Genomic DNA, 18052 nt, shown 5'->3' with positions numbered 1-18052 from the left:
CCTTGCCCGTCAGTCACTAAAAGCACAAACCCTCAGTCCCTTTCACTTAGAGGGTTTCCCGGCTTAAATCACACCCCGGAAATTCTTAGCTTTTTTGCAGCAAAGAATACGGTTTCACCAACTTGATCCCTTAGGACATTAGCCTGACGGGTTTTGGCACTGCACAGGAGGCCACAGCGGCGGCTTCGGTGTAGTTGTTCCCTCTGTCAAGGGCGATCGTCCTTTTCTAGCGACATCCTACCAACATTCGTCCCAATCCACCCTGCCCCTACCTTGTTCTTTTGAGTCCAGGAGCTAAACTCCATGACCACTCTATTTGAGGCCGATCTCCCCCGGTTGCGAGCCCCTAAGGGGGGACGAGCGATGGGAGTTGTGATGCTATTGGCCGGGCTGATCGTCATTGGCATCCGCTTCCTGCCCCTCCGGCGCCTGGACGCTCAAGTTGTGCCGCCTCTCAGGGTTGAAACCCTGACCGTTGAAAGCTCTAGTGCTTATACGGTGTCTCGCACCTACGCGGGCCGAGTGATAGCCAGGCGCATGAGCGAACTGGGCTTTGAGCAGGGCGGCAAACTAATCGATATTGCGGTGGAACGAGGGGATAGCATCACTGCCGGAGAACCCCTAGCTCAACTGGATACGCGGCAGTTGATGGCCCAGCGATCGCAGCTCGTTGCTGAGCGCGATCGGGCTTTGGCCCAGTTGACAGAGTTGCGAAACGGCCCCCGTCATGAAAACCTTGAGGCGGCCCAGGCGACGGTTAGGGACTTAGAAAATCAACTGACGCTAGAGCGGCTGCGCCAGGACCGGCGAGAGTCGCTCTACAACCAGGGAGCGATCTCGCGAGAAGAACGAGATGTGGTAGCCCTCGGGGCCGAGGCCCTGGCAGAGCGGTTGGTCGTAGCCCGCAGTCAGCTTGAAGAATTGCAGGCGGGCACTCGCACGGAGCAAATTGCAGCCCAAGCGGCGAGCGTACGTCAGCTTGCTGCCAGAATTGCGGAAATCGATGTTGCCATTGAAAAGCACACAATTTTCGCGCCATTTTCTGGCGTGATAGCAGCGCGCCACTTGGCTGCAGGAGACATTGTGGACAGCGGGCAACCGGTACTCAGACTGATCGAACAATCGACGGTGGAGGTTGAAGTGGGTCTGCCAGTCGAGGTGGCGGCCACCCTGGCCTTGGGGCAGCCCCAACCGCTTCAGATTGGGGAACAGCATTACGAAGGCACCATTGCCGCTATCTTGCCAGAGGTCGACTCGGTGACGCGCACCCAAACGGTCGTGATTCAGCTCAGTGATGTCAGCCTTGATGCCGCAGCCCCGGAACAACTAGCGACCGTCGAGATTGCCCAAACCATTCCCGACGAAGGGTTCTGGCTACCTTTAGAGACCCTGATAGAGGGCGAACGGGGGCTTTGGGCCGTCTATGTGCTTGCACCTGGGGATGAAGGCGATCCTCAACAGGCGCAAATCCAGCGTCGGGCGGTGGAGCTGGTGCACATCGAAACCGATCGTGCCTTTGTGCGAGGGCTATTAGACGAAGGCGATCGCATTGTAGTGGACGGCGTTCAGCGGTTTGTGCCGGGTCAGGCCGTACGGCTCAATTAAACGCCTTCGCTGATCTTGATCTATCTGAGGGATCTGAGGCCAGGTCGCTGGCCGACTATTCCCGCCCTAGGCTTCAACCCTATTGTCGTTCAGGTGTTGTTATGGTTAACCGGTTCTACCGCAACCTTCATCTGCTGGTGCTCATCCTGATGCTGATTGGGGTGTGGGGTCTATCATCGCTGCAGGCGCTACCCCGGTTAGAAGATCCTGAGTTGGTGTCACGCAATGCGATTGTCACCACCCATCTGCCAGGAGCCGAGGCCGAACGGGTCGAAACGCTGATCACCGAAACCCTCGAAGAGCGGCTCACCGACATTAACTCGATTCAGACCTATCAATCCACCTCTAGGGCCGGAATATCGCTGATTGAGATTGAGCTGTCAGAGCAGGTTAAGGAGGAGGAAGTGGGAGGAATCTGGGCTCAGATTCGGGATCAGTTGAACAATGCGGCGATCTGGTTTCCACCCGGAGCCACCAATCCAGAACTTGAGGAAGTGGAGATTAAGGCCTACGCCCTGGTCGCAGCGCTCACCTGGAATCGGCAGGGAGAGCCAAACTATGCTATTCTGCGTCGTCTTGCGACGGCTCTAAAGGATCGGTTGACAACCTTGCCTGGAACTGAGCGCGTCGATTTATTTGGCGACCCCCAGGAGGAAATTACGGCCCGGGTTGACCCGGGCCAACTGGCTAGCTTGGGTCTATCTCCCCAGTCGCTATCCCAACAACTCGTGCAGACCGATGCCAAAGTGTCTGCTGGCAAGGTGCGGGGGGCCGACCACAATTTCCCCATCACCCTACAAGGAGAGCTTGATTCCCTAGAGCGTTTAGCCCAAACTCCGATTCGGTTTGGGGAAGCTGGTCAGGTGGTATTGCTGGGCGATATTGCCCAGCTGGAGAAAGGCATGACTCAGCCGCTAGCAGACACGGCCTTTGCCAGCGGCAAGCCTGCTGTGGTGCTCGGAGCCTTTGTAAAATCTGATTACCGCATCGACCAGTGGGCACAACAGGCTCAGGCGTTGATGGATGAGTTTCAGTCACAGCTCACGGAGGGGGTATCCCTGCAACTTATCTTTGAGCAGGCTCGCTATGTGAACCAGCGTCTCAGTGGCCTGCTGTTCAATCTTCTGCTGGCAGCCGCCCTGGTATTTGCAGTCACCCTGGTGATGATGGGCTGGCCGTCGGCAGTGGTGGTGAGTGTAGCGCTACCGTTATCGCTGTTGATGGTTCTCGGCCTGATGAGGGTTTTGGGGATTTCCTTGCATCAGATTTCTGTCAACGGGTTGATTGTGGCCCTGGGGTTGCTGATCGACACAGCCATCGTCATGGTCGATGAGGTTAATCACCATCTCAGGCCGGTGGCGGCTGAAACCGCCATTCAGCAGAGTGTGCACCATCTAGCTGTGCCACTGTTGACCGCTACCGTCACCACGGTGCTTGCCTTCATGCCCATCGCGTTGCTTCCCGGTCGGATCGGTGAATTTGTCGGCCCCCTCGGAGTCAGTGTCATTTTGGCAGTGTCCTGTTCCTACCTGTTATCCGTCACTCTGATTCCAGTCCTGGCAGCCCATGTCTTTAACCGTTGGCCATGCCGAACAGGTGCTACAGCTAGCGGAGTGTGGTGGCAGCAGGGCGTGGCATGGCCAGCACTGACTCGGGCCTACGATCGCCTACTCACCCAGATTACCCGCCGACCTAAGCTGGGGATTGGCCTGGCTGTGCTGCTGCCGCTAATTGGGTTACTCCAGGCTCCGTTCCTACCGCAGCAATTCTTTCCCGCCAGCGATCGCGACCAACTGCAATTGGACGTTGAATTTTCGCCTTCTACATCAATTCGCCAGACCCAGGAGCTAACTCAGCAAATGCGCGATCGCCTGCGGCACTATCCTGACGTCGACGATGTGCACTGGTTTATCGGTGCCAGTGCGCCCCGGTTCTACTACAACTTGACGGGGCGACGGGAAAACGAGCCCAACTTCGCCCAGGCCTTAGTGCAACTTAAACGTTTCTCCACCGCAGAACTGACGCGCAGATTGCAGGCTGATATTGACCAGACCTTCCCTACGGCAAGAGCGGTGGTGCGACAACTAGAGCAGGGTCCCCCCTTCAACGCGCCGATCGAAGTTCGCATTAAAGGCCATAATCTGACCCAACTCCAAACCCTCGGAGCCACGGTGCAGGCCCATCTGGCCAACCTTGATGCCGTCACCCATACCCGCGCCAGTCTCAATAAGACCATGCCCCAGGTGCAGTTTGCCCTAGACGAAACAGCCGCTCGCCTAGCAGGACTCGATCTTGGCACCATCGCCCAGTACCTCGACCAAGGTCTAGAAGGCATTCAGGGCGGCTCCATTCTGGAAGACACCGAAGAACTGCCAGTACGCGTAAGGCTCACCGATAGCTCTGATTTAGCGGCGATCGCCGCCCTGCCTCTAGTCACACCCGAAAGCGATCGCTGGGTACCCCTCAGTGCTCTGGGTAGCCCTATGCTTAAACCGAGGCTGGCGCAGATTACTCATTATAACGGCCAGCGGGTTAACCTCATCCAGAGCTTTTTACAGGCGGGTACTCTGCCGGCTACGGTCTTGGCTCAGTTCCAACGTCAGCTTCAGACCAACCCTCTACCATTGCCACCGGGGTATACCGTCACCTTTGGGGGCGAGGCTGAAGAACGCGCCGCCGCTCTCGATCACCTTTTTGCCTACGTCGACATTTTGGCTGTCCTAATGGTGGCCGTCCTGGTGCTGTCGCTCGGCTCTTTTTATCTGGCAGGTCTGATCGGGGTCGTTGCTGTGGCCTCCTTTGGGGTGGGGCTTTTCTCTATCACCCTGCTGGGCTATCCCTTTGGCTTCAACCCTATTCTGGGCACGATAGGATTGGTTGGGATTGCTATCAATGACTCCATCGTAGTGTTAGCAGCCCTAGAGCAGAATCCCCAAGCCCGTCTGGGAGACCCCGTGGCTGTAAAGAGCATTGTGCTCCGCTCAACCCGCCACATCCTGGCCACCACCCTAACGACCGTGATTGGCTTTATCCCTTTATTTCTAGATGGAAGTGAGTTTTGGCCTCCTTTTGCCATTGTGATTTCCGGAGGGGTGCTTGGGGCCACCCTGCTGGCGCTGATGCTGGTGCCATCGAGCTACCTGCTTTTGCGCTCTAAAGCCACCTGGAAACCCAAACCAGCGCCCATGCTCCAGGCCCATAATTCCAACTGTCCCGTCGATTAGCGGGACTGCCCACCCTGTCAATCAGCTATCGACCCGGCTTACTTCAACACTTGATCCAACAAAGCGCGCGCGGGCTGTGCCTTATCCAGAGCCGCCTGATAATCACCGTATAGCTTCAGCAACTTGGACAGACCACCCACCCCAGCCTTTAATTCCTCCAGATCCTCTCCTGACAGCAACTCCCCATCCAACAGGCGAACCACCAGGGGTTTAATATCCCCCACATCATGGCGGGCTTTTTGCAGCTTCTCCACCGTGTTCAGCAACGTCTTTAGCTGTTTGAACAACTCGTCAATGGCGGCGGCATCGACAGCCGCTGACGATAAGGGATGCGCACCATTGTCTGTCGGATCCAGCGCTCGGCTGGCCTCGACTTTCTGAGGTTGGGGTGCAGCTCCCTGGGTTGGGGGCTTGGTCACAGTGGCATGATTGGCTTGGGTCATGGATCAATCTCCGCAAAGGGCTGCAAAACCATCTTGGGCTGGGCCAACGACCTGACGCTAAATACTCTCGACGTCATCTCGCCAGGTCAAGCCAATGTCCCATCCTGCACATTTTGATTGTCCCCCCTCTGGGTTGCCTGCCTCAGAAAGGAGCAGCAAAATGTAATGGTTCTATTGTACTGCCACTGTCGACTGACGGTAGGTGATTGTCTGTGGTACACCTAATACGCTTGGATAGCCTAGGCTATCCCACTGGTGCTGAGACTAGCGGAATATAGGAGACTGAAAGTATCCAAAGGGGCAACGCTGGCCAAATCTAAGGGATCGGCAGGCGGGGGTATCGTTGGTGTAGCTCCTGCCAGGACTGGTTCAGCCAGAACCGGGATCGGCAACTCGTCATCGGTGTGGCGCAAGTATCCAGCGTCAAATAGTTGGGTTTGAAAGTACTCAGACAGCAGGCTGTGCGCCTGGGTGGTGGGATGCTGTTGGTCCCACCACAAGAAGCCAGGATCAGCTAAGGAGGGCAATTGGCCAAGCAGTGGATCGGTGACATTGGTAAAGCCGAAATCCTGGGGTTGCTGAGTAATTTCGGTGGTAGCGGCAAACAAGTCAACTAGAACCACGTCGATGTCAAGAACTGGGGCCAGGGTCTCTAAGGCATCAGCCAGACTGGTATTGAATAGATTGCTGAGGAACGAGGCCTGCTCGCTAACGCCCGCCTGTAGACTGCGGGGCGTTAAGCCCAGGTTAGGCAAATTCGGGACTAAAAAGCTGTCTGCCCCTACAGAGGCCAGGGTACTAATTGTGCTGACAACGTTTTGCACCGAGTTGGCCAAAAAGCTAGGAATCGCCTCTGGGTCGCTGGGCAAATTGAACAAGTCATTGGCCCCCGCCCACACCACATAGAGGCCGTTGGCATTAGCCGACTCGCCGCCCAGCCCGGCTACATAGCTGTCCAGTTGATCGAGCAGTCCCGGCAGTTGCCACTCAATGCCCGTTAGCTCGGTTAAGAGTAGGTCAAAACCGTTAGCTTGTCCGGTGGTGGCTCCCCCAATAGCAAAATTTTGAATGCTGTCGGGAGCTAAACTAAGGGACTCTGCCAGGTAGTCAACCCAGATATCACCATTGGAAAACTTGCCTTCAAAATAGGGCGGTGAGAGTGGGAAGAAATTGGTGAGCCCAAACAAATTACCGGGGTCTGATAGGCTATCGCCAAAAATCACCAGTTGGTCAAAGTTGGGTAATAGTCCCCGCGTTAAAAAACTATCGGTTTGCAGTTGACTGGCCTCTACATTCAGCAGCACCGCAGCAGGTTCGGACTGGCCCAAGTAGCGAATTGCGGTGTTGGCTCCCTGCTGGTTAATCACCACCTGGGTAGGGGTTAAGCCTCCTTCCAGCAGCAGCCGATCGCGCCCCACCTGAAAATCAAAAATCGTATCGAACCGACCATCAGCTCGCAGCACAAATCGATCAGCCCCTGGGCCACCGATTAACCAATTGCGACCTGGGCCGCCATCCAGGCGATCGCGCCCCAATCCGCCAATCAACAAGTCATTCCCGGCCTCACCAAACAGCTGATTATGGCCGCCGATGCCCAACAAAATGTCATCGCCCGGCCCACCCCGCAGCACATCATTGCCAAAGCTGCCCAGTAAAAAGTTATTACCCGAGGTACCGCTGCGCCAGATAGGACCCCGGAGTCTGGATGGGGACGTATCAAAACCAGTGGAGAGCCGGGCTTGGAGCCAATCGCTGACCACGTCCGACCAAAACGGGGATGGAACTAAAGGGGACCAGCGTGATGCCATGACTATCTCCTTAGGCTGGGGTCAGGTTAGGGGGATAACAACATTGTGGAAAATGGGCCAGATGCTGCCCACCATAACCCTTTTAAGGGTTTCTAGACGCTACCTGGCAAGGATCTGTAATTTCTCTGTCAGCCATTTTCATCACCATCTGTAACCTGTCTAGTGCAGCATCAAGCTTTAAATTTAGGCTCAACAGATGTAAAAGATTTGACCTGGTCAAGGTCCGAAATCCCCTCCTTGGGAGGCCTGTACTGTATAGCCTGTGGCATGGCTTCGCTAGCGCGTAGCGGCCCCGGACGATGTCCTGAGCTTGTCGAAGGAGGGGCAACTTGTCGAAGTGTGTAGGGGTGGGTCAAGCAAGCCCGAAGAAACCCGCCCTGCCCTCTGGGCACCCCTCCGTGGCCTCAATACAGTGAGGCTTATTGTATTGAGGCCACTTCCTTAAAAATAAACAGCTTTTGCAAGCACTTACCTTAATTTTTAGCTTTGACTGACCACCAGTCGCTTGCGCCAGAAATCGGTCTACCAGGCCTGACACCTGACACCTAAAGCCTGGCACCCTCAGCAACGGTAGCCATAGTTCTGTCAGACAGTCCTAGCCGGTGCGATGATCACCCTGACTGAGGCCACCTTTAGCCCGTCAGTTCGGGAACCCGTACAGTCAGGTTCATTGCTATTGCCGCCGTCGCAGCTTAAATTAGCACTCGGAGCTTTAGAGTGCTAAGCTCTCCCGTCTAGTGCGTCTGACTAGGGTCGGGTATACCCGCAGACACTTATCGTAGTCACAACCCCGGAGAATTAAGTTTTATGGCAGCTATCACCTTGGCGGCATCCAGTGTTAAGCCCCTTGCCGATCGCGTTTTAATTAAAGTCAGTGCATCCGAAGAAACCACCGCTGGCGGTATTCTCCTACCCGACACCGCTAAGGAGAAGCCCCAGGTGGGCGAAATTACCGCTGTTGGTCCTGGCAAGGCAGACGACAAAGGTGCCCGTCAGGCCATGGAAGTCAAGATTGGCGACAAAGTTCTGTACTCCAAGTATGCCGGTACCGATATCAAGCTAGGCAGTGACGATTACGTGCTGCTGTCCGAGAAGGACATCCTGGCTGTTTTGGGCTAAAGATAACGTCCGTTTCTGTTCACTCCTGCAACCTTCCTTCGGAGAGCAATCTATTCATGGCTAAGCTAATTATTTACAACGAGAACGCCCGTCGTGCCCTAGAAAAGGGTATGGACATTCTGGCTGAGGCCGTTGCCGTTACCCTCGGCCCCAAAGGTCGCAACGTGGTACTTGAAAAAAAATTCGGTGCCCCCCAGATCGTGAATGATGGTGTCACCATCGCCAAAGAAATCGAGCTAGAAGACAACGTCGAAAATACAGGGGTCTCCCTGATCCGTCAGGCGGCTTCCAAGACCAACGACTCGGCTGGAGACGGCACCACCACCGCTACCGTGCTGGCTCACGCCATCGTCAAAGAAGGTCTGCGCAACGTCGCCGCAGGCTCCAACGCCATTTCCCTCAAGCGCGGTATCGACAAAGCCACCGCTTACTTGGTCGACAAAATTGCCGAGCATGCCCGGCCAGTGGGTGACTCTAATTCCATTGCCCAGGTGGGTACCATTTCTGCCGGTAACGATGAAGAAGTGGGGGCCATGATTGCCCAAGCCATGGACAAAGTGGGCCGCGAGGGCGTGATTTCCCTGGAAGAAGGGAAGTCTATGACCACCGAGCTGGAAATCACGGAAGGGATGCGCTTCGATAAGGGCTATATTTCTCCCTATTTCGTGACCGACACCGAGCGCATGGAAGCGGTGCTGGAAGAGCCCTACATTCTGATCACCGATAAGAAAATTGCCCTGGTGCAAGATCTAGTGCCTGTGCTTGAGCAGGTGGCCCGCTCCGGTCGTCCCCTGGTGATCATCGCCGAAGACATTGAAAAAGAAGCCCTGGCTACTCTGGTAGTGAACCGCTTGCGGGGTGTACTGAATGTGGCCGCCGTGAAAGCCCCTGGGTTTGGCGATCGCCGCAAAGCCATGCTAGAAGATATCGCCGTACTCACTGGCGGTCAGGTAATTAGCGAAGACACTGGTCTGAAGCTAGACAACACCAAGGTCGATATGCTGGGTCAGGCCCGCCGACTCACCATTACCAAAGACACCACCACCATCGTGGCCGAAGGTAACGAAAAGGATGTCAAGGCCCGCTGCGAGCAAATTCGTCGTCAAATCGAAGAAACCGAGTCTAGCTACGACAAAGAGAAGCTGCAAGAGCGCCTGGCTAAGCTGTCTGGCGGTGTGGCCGTAATCAAGGTTGGGGCCGCCACCGAAACCGAGATGAAGGACCGCAAGCTGCGTCTGGAAGATGCTATCAACGCTACCAAAGCAGCGGTTGAAGAGGGCATCGTCCCTGGCGGCGGTACTACCCTGGCTCACCTAGTGCCTGACCTAACCCAGTGGGTTGATGCCAACCTCACTCAGGAAGAGCACACCGGTGGCTCTATCGTGGCCCGGGCCCTGGCCGCTCCTTTGATGCGGATTGCCCAAAATGCTGGTCAAAATGGTGCTGTGATCGCCGAGCGAGTCAAAGAGAAAGACTTCAACGTGGGCTACAACGCCTCTAATGGTGAGTTCGTCGACATGTTTGACGCTGGCATCGTTGACCCCGCCAAGGTGACCCGCTCTGCGCTGCAGAATGCCGCCTCTATTGCTGGCATGGTCCTGACCACTGAATGTATCGTGGTCGATAAGCCCGAACCCAAAGATGGCGCTCCCGCTGGCGCTGGCATGGGCGGCGACTTCGACTACTAAGCTGAAGCCCCGTTCAGCCCCGGAGTCTTGCCTGTAGTAAAACTCCGGGTTCCGAGCTGGACTGGGTACAAGCAGTAGTTGCGGGTGTTGTTATACCGAATCCGATCTGCATAGTCCCGATTCCCAAGCAGCCAATCCGTAGGGGCGAACCCAAGTGTTCGCCCGATCAAATCGGGGGTAGTCCAGCAGGAGTTGCGGGTGTTGTTACACAACGTCCAATCACCCCAACACAAAAGCCGTTCCGGTAATTGGAACGGCTTTTGTTAGTTCTGTCAGGTGACGACAATTAGGTTGTTTACCCAACACGCCTTATTTTTTGTCGACCTGAGGGAGCATCAGTACAGCGTGGAAAGTCCCGTAGGTTGGGTGAAACGCAGGGTCATCCAACAGGCGTTAGCCTTGTTGGGTTCTGCTATCGCGCCACCCAACCTACAAGTTTACAATTGACAAACCACTACTGCTCTGATGAGGCATAAGTCGGCCAACCATTCCTAATACCTGACACCTAGAACCTGACACCCTCAGCAATGGTAGTCATATTTCTGCCAGGCAGTCTTAGGCATCGCTTTCGATGTAGAAAAACAGCATGCTCATCACCACCACAGGCATGAGCCAGGTGATCACGGGAATTAAAATCCAGGGTAGCCAGGCAGCAGCATAGGTTCCATCCATAATTTAAATCTCCTAAGTAAACACATTCAAAACATGCAGGTTATGCAGCAAGCTCGAACTTTGGTTGAGCCTGTTTCAGTTAGTTATTCACGAAACCTCGGAAGATAGCATTGATTTCCTCAAAGTGGGCCAGCAGGAAGTAGGCCATATAGGCCCCACTCATGCCGCCAATAAAGAAGCCAGCGGTCATCTCACTCCAGCCTTCAGCGGTTTTGAGGGCATCAGTGCCAGGTTCTGACTCGGCAGCAGGCTTGAGGGAAACCAACCCATGGGCTCCCATGCCAGCGGTACCCAACAGCACGATCGCGATCGCAGTCACTAAGCCACCCAGGTAAGGGGCGGCGTCAAAATCTCGCAGGGCACCGACGACCACTTCTGGCCCCACCAAGAAATAGCCATGGGCTAGGCCAATTTCCAGACCTCGGGTGATCGGGGCCATGCCTTTACGATAGGCGGGCAGCCAGCTAATAAAGGTCCTGACAAAGGCTGAATCGCTGATTGGCGTAGACAAGTGTCCCAACTCAGGATTCCCTTGGTAGGGACCGACGACTTGATTGGTCATGGGTTGTTTGCCTCCAGGCTAGTTTAGGTTTTCTTTCGCTAAAGAGTAAAAGTCCTGGCTCAACTACCCCGAAGAACCAGGACTCTTGAGAAGCGGAGAGTCTCCATCCGTCTCAAGCTTGGCAGGGGGAAGAGGGTAATGAAGAGAGCCCTCAACACCTCAAAAACTCATCATCCTGAATACTTTTTTCTTTAAAGATCTTGTCGGGCAGGCACCGCCCATCAGCGAGAAAACTTTTGATTTCGAAAATGTTGAATGGTTGAGAAAATTTTGAATTTTGAACTTTTGATGCTTCCGTTCTTTGGAGAGGGCAGGGATAGGTCGATCTCGCTGAGACTGGACCCACCCCGCCCTGCGGGCACCCTCTCCAGGGGATTACACCCCAGGTTTAGGGTGGGCAGTGCCCACCCTACGGGAAGCCTCGCTAGCCGAATCGACTGGAGGTCGAGGCGATTAGGAAGGCAGCATAGGTGACGATGTAACCCACCGTAAAGTGAGCTAAACCCACCAACCGAGCCTGCACGATAGACAGGGCAACGGGCTTATCCTTCCAGCGAACCAGGTTAGCCAGAGGGGTCCGCTCGTGCGCCCACACAATGGTCTCGATCAGCTCTTGCCAGTAACCCCGCCAGGAGATCAAGAACATGAAGCCGGTAGCCCAGACCAAGTGTCCGAATAGGAACATCCAGGCCCAAACGGCAAGATTGTTCATGCCATAGGGGTTGTAGCCGTTGATCAGCTGCGAGCTATTCAGCCACAGGTAATCCCGGAACCAGCCCATCAGGTAGGTGGAGTTTTCGTTGAACTGGGCCACATTGCCCGACCACAGGGTGAGATGCTTCCAATGCCAGTAGAAGGTTAACCAGCCGATGGTGTTTAGCATCCAGAACATGGCCAGGTAGAAGGCATCCCAAGCAGAGATGTCGCAGGTGCCGCCACGGCCAGGGCCGTCACAGGGGAAGCTGTAGCCGAAGTCTTTTTTGTCGGGCATCAGCTTGGAACCGCGAGCATCCAGGGCGCCTTTGACCAGGATCAAGGTGGTGGTATGCAGACCTAGGGCGATCGCATGGTGCACCAGAAAGTCCCCAGGGCCAATGTTCAAGAACAGCGAGTTAGAGCCACTGTTGATGGCATCTAGCCAGCCGCCCAGCCACACATTGCCGTAGTTGGGCCAGGCCGTGGTCGCAATACTGTCAGGGTTAGATAGGAGAGTATCCATCCCGTAGACCAGTTTGCCGTGGGCCGCCTGAATCCACTGGGCAAACACCGGTTCTACCAGAATTTGCTTCTCAGGGGTGCCAAAGGCCACTACCACGTCGTTGTGGACATACAGACCCAGGGTGTGGAAGCCCAGGAACAGCGACACCCAGCTGAGATGGGAAATCAGCGCTTCCTTGTGCTCCAGCATCCGAGCCAGCACGTTGTTCTCGTTAGCCTTGGGATCGTAATCCCGCACCAGGAAGATCGCTCCGTGGGCAAAGGCCCCCACCATCAAGAAACCAGCAATGTACTGGTGATGGGTATAGAGCGCCGCCTGGGTGGTGTAGTCCTTGGCGATGAAGGCATAGGACGGCAGCGAGTACATGTGCTGCGCCACCAGCGACGTGACTACACCCAGCGTAGCCAGGTGCCAACCCAGCTGGAAGTGCAAGGAGTTGTTGTAGGTGTCATAAATGCCCTTGTGCCCAGCCCCAATCATGCCGCCAAAGGGAGTGCCCGGCGGGGGATTGTGAGCTTCCATGATCGTCTTCATGTCATGGCCAATACCGAAGTTGGTGCGGTACATGTGACCAGCGACGATGAAGAGAACGGCGATCGCCAAATGGTGGTGGGCAATATCCGTCAGCCAGAGGGCATCGGTTTGGGGATGAAACCCACCCAAGAAGGTGAGAATTGCCGTCCCGGCCCCATCACTGCTGTTAAACACGTGGTTTGCCGTGTCTGGATTTTGGGCATAAACCCCCCACTGACCGGTGAAGAATGGCTTCAACCCAGCCGGGTGAGGCTTCACCGAGAGGAAGTTATCCCAACCCACATGCTGGCCCCGCGCTTCGGGAATAGCTACGTGAATCAGGTGGCCGGCCCAAGCCAGAGAACTGACCCCAAACAACCCAGCCAGGTGGTGGTTCAGGCGAGATTCCGCATTCTTGAACCAAGCCAAGCTAGGCCGAAACTTAGGTTGCAGGTGCAGCCAACCAGCGAACAGAAAGACCGCCGCCATGATCAGCAGGAACATGGCACCTCCATAGAGGTCGGTATTGGTGCGCATGCCGATGGTGTACCACCAGTGGTACACCCCAGAAAATGAGATGTTAACCGGATAGTTGGCCCCCGCCTGGGTGAAGGCATCCACAGCGGGTTGGCCAAATTGCGGATCCCAAATCGCGTGGGCGATTGGTTTCACGCCCAGTGGGTCTTTCACCCACTGCTCGAAGTTGCCTTGCCAGGCGACATGGAACAGGTTGCCCGACGTCCACAGAAAGATGATTGCCAAATGGCCAAAGTGAGAGGCGAAGATCTTCTGGTAAAGATTCTCCTCCGTCATGCCATCGTGGCTTTCAAAGTCGTGGGCCGTGGCAATCCCATACCAGATCCGCCTTGTGGTCGGATCGGCTGCCAGGTCCTGGCTAAATTTTGGGAATTTAGTTGCCATGAATCAAAACAGGTTTGATGTACGAATGTTCAGAGAACGCAATTCGTTGAAATTCGGTGGTGTGGGTCGGTTTCCGTTTCCGTAGGGGCAGACCGATGTGTCTGCCCTTTCAGAGTTGGGTGAACACGGTGGTTCGCCCCAACGGGTGCCCATGACCAAACGGGTCATCCCACCGAAATTATCCGCGCCAGGAAGAAGGCCCACGTCGTGGCAATCCCCCCTAGCAAGTAGTGGGCCACACCCACGGCCCGACCTTGGGTAATGCTGAGAGCACGAGGCTGGATGGCTGGCGCCACCTTCAGCTTGTTGTGCGCCCAAACAATCGATTCAATCAACTCTTGCCAGTAGCCGCGACCACTGAACAAGAACATCAGGCTAAAGGCCCACACAAAGTGAGCTGCGAGGAACATCAAGCCATAGGCTGATAGGGCCGACCCATAGGAGCCAATCACCTGGGAGGCTTGGGCCCATAGGAAGTCGCGCAACCAGCCGTTGATGGTGATCGCGCTAGCGGCAAAGTTACCGCCAGTAATGTGCGACACCCCGCCATCGGGTGATACCGTACCCCACACATCCGATTGCATCTTCCAGCTGAAGTGGAAAATCACAATGGACAGGGAGTTGTACATCCAGAACAAACCTAGAAATACATGGTCCCAACCCGATACTTGACAGGTGCCACCCCGACCTGGACCATCACAGGGGAACCGGAAGCCCAGTTCACCCTTATCGGGAATTAGGCGAGAACTGCGGGCGTACAACACACCCTTCAGCAAAATCAGCACTGTCACGTGAATCGTGAAGGCATGGATATGGTGCACCATGAAGTCGGCGGTACCCAGGGGAATAGCTGACATGGCCACCTTACCGCCCACGGCAACCAGGTCGCCGTTGAACACAGGGCTGACCCCAGCGAGGGCATTGGGGGCTGTGTTACCCGCCGCCGCCGCATGGATGCCCTGAATCCACTGGGCAAACACCGGCTGCAGGTTAATGGCCGTATCAGAGAACATATCCTGAGGACGACCTAAGGCCCGCATGGTGTCGTTGTGGATGTAGAGTCCAAAGCTGTGGAAGCCCAGGAAAATACACACCCAATTGAGGTGCGAAATAATCGCATCCCGGTGCCGCAACACCCGATCTAACAGGTTATTCACATGGGTTGCAGGGTCATAATCCCGCACCATGAAGATGGCCGCATGGGCACCGGCTCCCACAATCAAGAAGCCGCCAATCCACATGTGATGGGTAAACAGCGACAGCTGAGTGGGATAATCCGTCGCGATGTACGGATAGGGAGGCATGGCGTACATGTGGTGAGCCACCAAGATGGACAGAGAGCCTACCCAGGCCAGGTTCCACGCCAACTGGCAATGCCAGGAGGTGGTGAAAATCTCGTACATGCCTTTATGGCCTTCGCCAGTAAAGGGACCCTTATGGGCCTCTAGCACCTCTTTAAAGCTGTGGCCAATACCCCAATTGGTGCGATAGAAGTGGCCAGCCACAATGAACAGAACCGCTAGTGCCAGATGGTGGTGAGCTGTATCCGACAGCCACAGGCCACCCGTCTGGGGGTTGAGCCCGCCCTTGAACGTCAGGAAGTCGGCGTAGACCCCCCAGTTCAGTGTGAAAAATGGCTTCAGCCCTTCCGCAAAGCTGGGGTATAGGTCGGCCATCAGGCTCTTGTTCAAAATCCACTCGTGGGGCAAAGGAATCTTGGCCACCGAGTCAATCACCTGACCACCTATCGTCAATGGCTTACCCGCATCGATCGCATCCATGCAGGCATTGACAGGTAGGGAAACATGGATTTGCTGACCGGCATAACCCAGGCAACCTAGACCCAGCAACCCAGCCAGGTGGTGGTTCATCATCGATTCCACATTTTGGAACCACTCCAGCTTGGGAGCGGCTTTGTGGTAGTGGAACCAGCCGGCAAATAGCATTAACCCAGCCATCACTAACGCCCCAATGGCAGTGCAATACAGCTGGAAGCTATTGGTAATGCCGTTAGCCCGCCACATCTGGAACAGACCAGAGGTGATCTGGATGCCGTTAAAGCCGCCGCCGACATCGGCATTCAGAATTTCTTGACCAAAAATTGGCCAAACCACTTGGGCACTGGGCTTAATGCCAGTGGGATTGGTCAGCCAAGCCTCGTAGTTGGAGAACTTGGCGCCATGGAAGTACATGCCACTTAGCCAGATAAAAATGACAGCCAAATGGCCAAAATGGGCACTGAAGATCTTCCGCGAAATATCTTCTAAGTCACTGGTGTGACTATCAAAGTCATGGGCGTCGGCGTGTAGATCCCAAATCCAGGTGGTGGTTTTGGGACCCTTGGCCAACGTGCGGTCGAAGTGACCCGGCTTTCCCCATCGCTCAAATGAGGTACCTACCGGATCCTTGTCAACCACGACCCTGACTTTTTGTCCCGGTTCAGGGGGACTTATGGTCATGGGACTCTCCTCTCTACTACTCGAAAATACAGAGCGGATAAAGGTGCTTCCTACTTGATAGACGGATGTGAACTGAGTCTATAGAAAGCTTTAATAAGCAGTTTCTGGCACTGAAAATATCCCCGTCAATCAATCACTAATTATTTGTGGATCCAAATAATTGTCTTGACTTCAGAGGACGACAGTCCGTTATCCAGCCTGCCGCAGAGATCGTCACTCAGCTCGTAAAAGCCTTGAAGGACTTAGGATCTATGCCATAAAAGCAGGTTAAGTAACAAACTACAGAATCACTGCCGATCTTGGTAAGCGAAATTTTCACAAGTTAATAACTCTGGCCAAAATAAAATTCAGGGTTACTTAAATCCCTCAAAAGCTGAGATGCTTAGGCATGACTTATGTCGAATTATTAACTTTCGGCAGAGGATTTTGCGGCGTTCCTTTAGTCTCTAAATAGGTTTGAAGTATTTGTGAAGTACCGGTGATCAGTGCCTGCTGGGAAGTGGGAAGTGGTATCGCGGCCTGGGTCGGACGGGGAGGACCTGTACTTGGCTTGAGACACGTTTGAGCGACATGGTGTCACCAGCTTCAGACGGCGGTCGGCTGGTACTGCCCGTAGTCGTGAACTGTTGTCAGCACCTCTGTTAGCACCTCCCCCCGGTCTAATCCTGGTAGCGGGGTAGCAGCGCTGGAATCGCACAAAAGATTCCCTTAGTGGTCGTCGTGGTGTACATTATGAGAAAATTGTGACAAGTATTTAAGTAAAACTGGGCTTAGGAGGTCGCATTCTATGGATTGGCGAGTTGTTGTTGTTCTGTTACCCATCATCGTGGCTGGAAGTTGGGCTGTTTTCAACATCGGTCGGGCTGCGCTGGGCCAGTTGCAAGCCTTCCTGAATCGAGAAGCCTAGGGGGTTGTCTGGGGTCGCGAGTCGCTATCTGTGGCAGCGCTACTCTTCTTTAGACGATCTCCCGCAGATACTCTTCTGCTAACTGTGTTCTGTTGGTCTCCCCTGTTACCTTGATCTGGCCGCAGGGGAGCTTTTTGTCTGGGCCGTGCAGCGATCGCCCTTAACGCACTACTCCCCAGGTAGAGATCCCAGGGTTCTGAGGCTGATTCAGGGTTGTTTCATTGTTGAATGTTGAATAGGCCGTGCACCGCAGACCCGGTTGCCCCGTTACCTCTCGCTTGGCAGCCTCCTAGGGTGCCGCCAACCTGAGGGTCTTGAGCTGAGGCAACACTTGCTGAAAGGCGATGCCTCGATGGCTGTGGATGTCTTTCTGCCGGGGCGATAGTTCCGCAAACGTCTGTCCTAGATGCGGCACGTAAAACACAGGGTCATAGCCAAAGCCCCCTTCCCCTCGGGGGGCTTTGAGAATTTCGCCGCGACAGATCCCTTGGGTTTCTAAGATGATCTGGCCTTGGGGGTTGGCCAGGGCCAGGGCACAGACAAACTGGGCCCCACGGTTGGCCTGCCCATCTAGTTCTTGCAGCAGGCGGGCAATGCGGTTGGCATCACTGTCAGCATAACGAGCCGAGTAAATCCCAGGTGCCCCCCCCAGGGCATCGACTTCTAGGCCAGAATCATCGGCGATCGCCCATTCCCCCAAGGCTTTAGCCACCTCTGTAGCCTTTAGACGGGCGTTAGCCAGAAAGCTAGTGCCAGTTTCTTCGATTTCCAACCCGTCGGGCTTAAGGCGTAACTGCCAATCCAGATCCTGCAAAAAGGCTTGCATTTCCTTGAGTTTTCCAGGGTTTCCGGTGGCGACAATTACAGTTGGCATATCCTCGACAACCCCTTCCATACAGACACGGCAGCCCC

Annotated in this window: 12 protein-coding genes; 5 read left to right on the top strand and 7 right to left on the bottom strand. The window is 55.0% G+C overall.

Annotated elements, in window-relative coordinates; translation table 11 throughout:
- Window positions 1-303 precede the first annotated feature (303 nt).
- Both E1H13_RS01900 and E1H13_RS01895 read left to right on the top strand, forming a co-directional pair.
- Window positions 304-1605, top strand: coding sequence for an efflux RND transporter periplasmic adaptor subunit (locus E1H13_RS01900; RefSeq protein ID WP_206069885.1), 1302 nt, complete (start codon window positions 304-306; stop codon window positions 1603-1605).
- A gap of 101 nt (window positions 1606-1706) precedes the next feature.
- Entirely contained in the window at window positions 1707-4829 is a 3123-nt protein-coding gene (locus tag E1H13_RS01895; protein WP_169611693.1) for an efflux RND transporter permease subunit, read from the top strand.
- Between the two features lie 38 nt (window positions 4830-4867).
- On the opposite strand, the gene E1H13_RS26770 is transcribed toward E1H13_RS01895, so the two are convergent.
- Together E1H13_RS26770 and E1H13_RS01885 are read right to left on the bottom strand one after the other, a co-directional pair.
- The gene (locus E1H13_RS26770) at window positions 4868-5272 is read right to left on the bottom strand and encodes a hypothetical protein (protein ID WP_206069883.1); all 405 of its coding nucleotides are present in this window, start codon (window positions 5270-5272) and stop codon (window positions 4868-4870) included.
- A gap of 239 nt (window positions 5273-5511) precedes the next feature.
- Window positions 5512-7080: an SGNH/GDSL hydrolase family protein gene (locus E1H13_RS01885; protein ID WP_169611692.1), complete on the bottom strand. Its 1569-nt coding sequence runs from the start codon at window positions 7078-7080 to the stop codon at window positions 5512-5514.
- Window positions 7081-7887: 807 nt separating this feature from the next.
- On the opposite strand from E1H13_RS01885, the gene groES reads away from it, so the two are divergent.
- Together groES and groL are read left to right on the top strand one after the other, a co-directional pair.
- The gene (groES, locus tag E1H13_RS01880; protein WP_169611691.1) at window positions 7888-8199 is read left to right on the top strand and encodes a co-chaperone GroES; all 312 of its coding nucleotides are present in this window, start codon (window positions 7888-7890) and stop codon (window positions 8197-8199) included.
- 56 nt (window positions 8200-8255) lie between these two features.
- Window positions 8256-9887, top strand: coding sequence for a chaperonin GroEL (groL, locus tag E1H13_RS01875; protein ID WP_169611690.1), 1632 nt, complete (start codon window positions 8256-8258; stop codon window positions 9885-9887).
- Window positions 9888-10442: 555 nt separating this feature from the next.
- Here the strand turns inward: groL and E1H13_RS01870 are convergent.
- The 4 genes from E1H13_RS01870 to psaA all read right to left on the bottom strand — a co-directional run bounded on the left by E1H13_RS01870 (window position 10443) and on the right by psaA (window position 16233).
- On the bottom strand, window positions 10443-10559 hold the full coding sequence (locus E1H13_RS01870; RefSeq protein WP_169611689.1) for a photosystem I reaction center subunit VIII: 117 nt from the start codon (window positions 10557-10559) through the stop codon (window positions 10443-10445).
- A gap of 79 nt (window positions 10560-10638) precedes the next feature.
- Entirely contained in the window at window positions 10639-11121 is a 483-nt protein-coding gene (locus E1H13_RS01865) for a photosystem I reaction center protein subunit XI (protein WP_169611688.1), read from the bottom strand.
- 424 nt (window positions 11122-11545) lie between these two features.
- Window positions 11546-13774, bottom strand: a complete 2229-nt coding sequence (psaB, locus tag E1H13_RS01860; RefSeq protein ID WP_169611687.1) for a photosystem I core protein PsaB — start codon at window positions 13772-13774, stop codon at window positions 11546-11548.
- A gap of 164 nt (window positions 13775-13938) precedes the next feature.
- Window positions 13939-16233 carry a photosystem I core protein PsaA gene (gene psaA, locus E1H13_RS01855; protein ID WP_169611686.1) on the bottom strand — a complete coding sequence of 765 codons (2295 nt, stop codon included), beginning with the start codon at window positions 16231-16233 and terminating at the stop codon, window positions 13939-13941.
- Between the two features lie 787 nt (window positions 16234-17020).
- Between psaA and E1H13_RS01850 the strand changes: the two genes are divergently transcribed.
- Window positions 17021-17140: a photosystem II protein Y gene (locus E1H13_RS01850; RefSeq protein WP_169611685.1), complete on the top strand. Its 120-nt coding sequence runs from the start codon at window positions 17021-17023 to the stop codon at window positions 17138-17140.
- Between the two features lie 289 nt (window positions 17141-17429).
- Here the strand turns inward: E1H13_RS01850 and rdgB are convergent, their stop codons facing one another.
- Window positions 17430-18014, bottom strand: coding sequence for an RdgB/HAM1 family non-canonical purine NTP pyrophosphatase (gene rdgB / locus E1H13_RS01845; protein ID WP_169611709.1), 585 nt, complete (start codon window positions 18012-18014; stop codon window positions 17430-17432).
- Window positions 18015-18052: the final 38 nt, after the last annotated feature.

The sequence above is a fragment of the Nodosilinea sp. P-1105 genome (genome assembly GCF_012911975.1).
GTDB lineage: Bacteria > Cyanobacteriota > Cyanobacteriia > Phormidesmidales > Phormidesmidaceae > Nodosilinea.
The sequence above is the reverse complement of the archived record's forward strand: the minus strand, read 5'-3'. Positions and strand labels throughout refer to the sequence as shown.

Bases quoted from the DNA above. Each gene is read 5' to 3' on its own strand.
- E1H13_RS01850 (WP_169611685.1), top strand. From the start codon at position 17,021: ATGGATTGGCGAGTTGTTGTTGTTCTGTTACCCATCATCGTGGCTGGA.
- E1H13_RS01870 (WP_169611689.1), bottom strand. From the start codon at position 10,559: ATGGATGGAACCTATGCTGCTGCCTGGCTACCCTGGATTTTAATTCCC.
- E1H13_RS01865 (WP_169611688.1), bottom strand. From the start codon at position 11,121: ATGACCAATCAAGTCGTCGGTCCCTACCAAGGGAATCCTGAGTTGGGA.
- E1H13_RS01885 (WP_169611692.1), bottom strand. From the start codon at position 7,080: ATGGCATCACGCTGGTCCCCTTTAGTTCCATCCCCGTTTTGGTCGGAC.
- psaA (WP_169611686.1), bottom strand. From the start codon at position 16,233: ATGACCATAAGTCCCCCTGAACCGGGACAAAAAGTCAGGGTCGTGGTT.
- groES (WP_169611691.1), top strand. From the start codon at position 7,888: ATGGCAGCTATCACCTTGGCGGCATCCAGTGTTAAGCCCCTTGCCGAT.
- E1H13_RS01900 (WP_206069885.1), top strand. From the start codon at position 304: ATGACCACTCTATTTGAGGCCGATCTCCCCCGGTTGCGAGCCCCTAAG.
- E1H13_RS26770 (WP_206069883.1), bottom strand. From the start codon at position 5,272: ATGACCCAAGCCAATCATGCCACTGTGACCAAGCCCCCAACCCAGGGA.
- rdgB (WP_169611709.1), bottom strand. From the start codon at position 18,014: ATGCCAACTGTAATTGTCGCCACCGGAAACCCTGGAAAACTCAAGGAA.
- groL (WP_169611690.1), top strand. From the start codon at position 8,256: ATGGCTAAGCTAATTATTTACAACGAGAACGCCCGTCGTGCCCTAGAA.
- E1H13_RS01895 (WP_169611693.1), top strand. From the start codon at position 1,707: ATGGTTAACCGGTTCTACCGCAACCTTCATCTGCTGGTGCTCATCCTG.
- psaB (WP_169611687.1), bottom strand. From the start codon at position 13,774: ATGGCAACTAAATTCCCAAAATTTAGCCAGGACCTGGCAGCCGATCCG.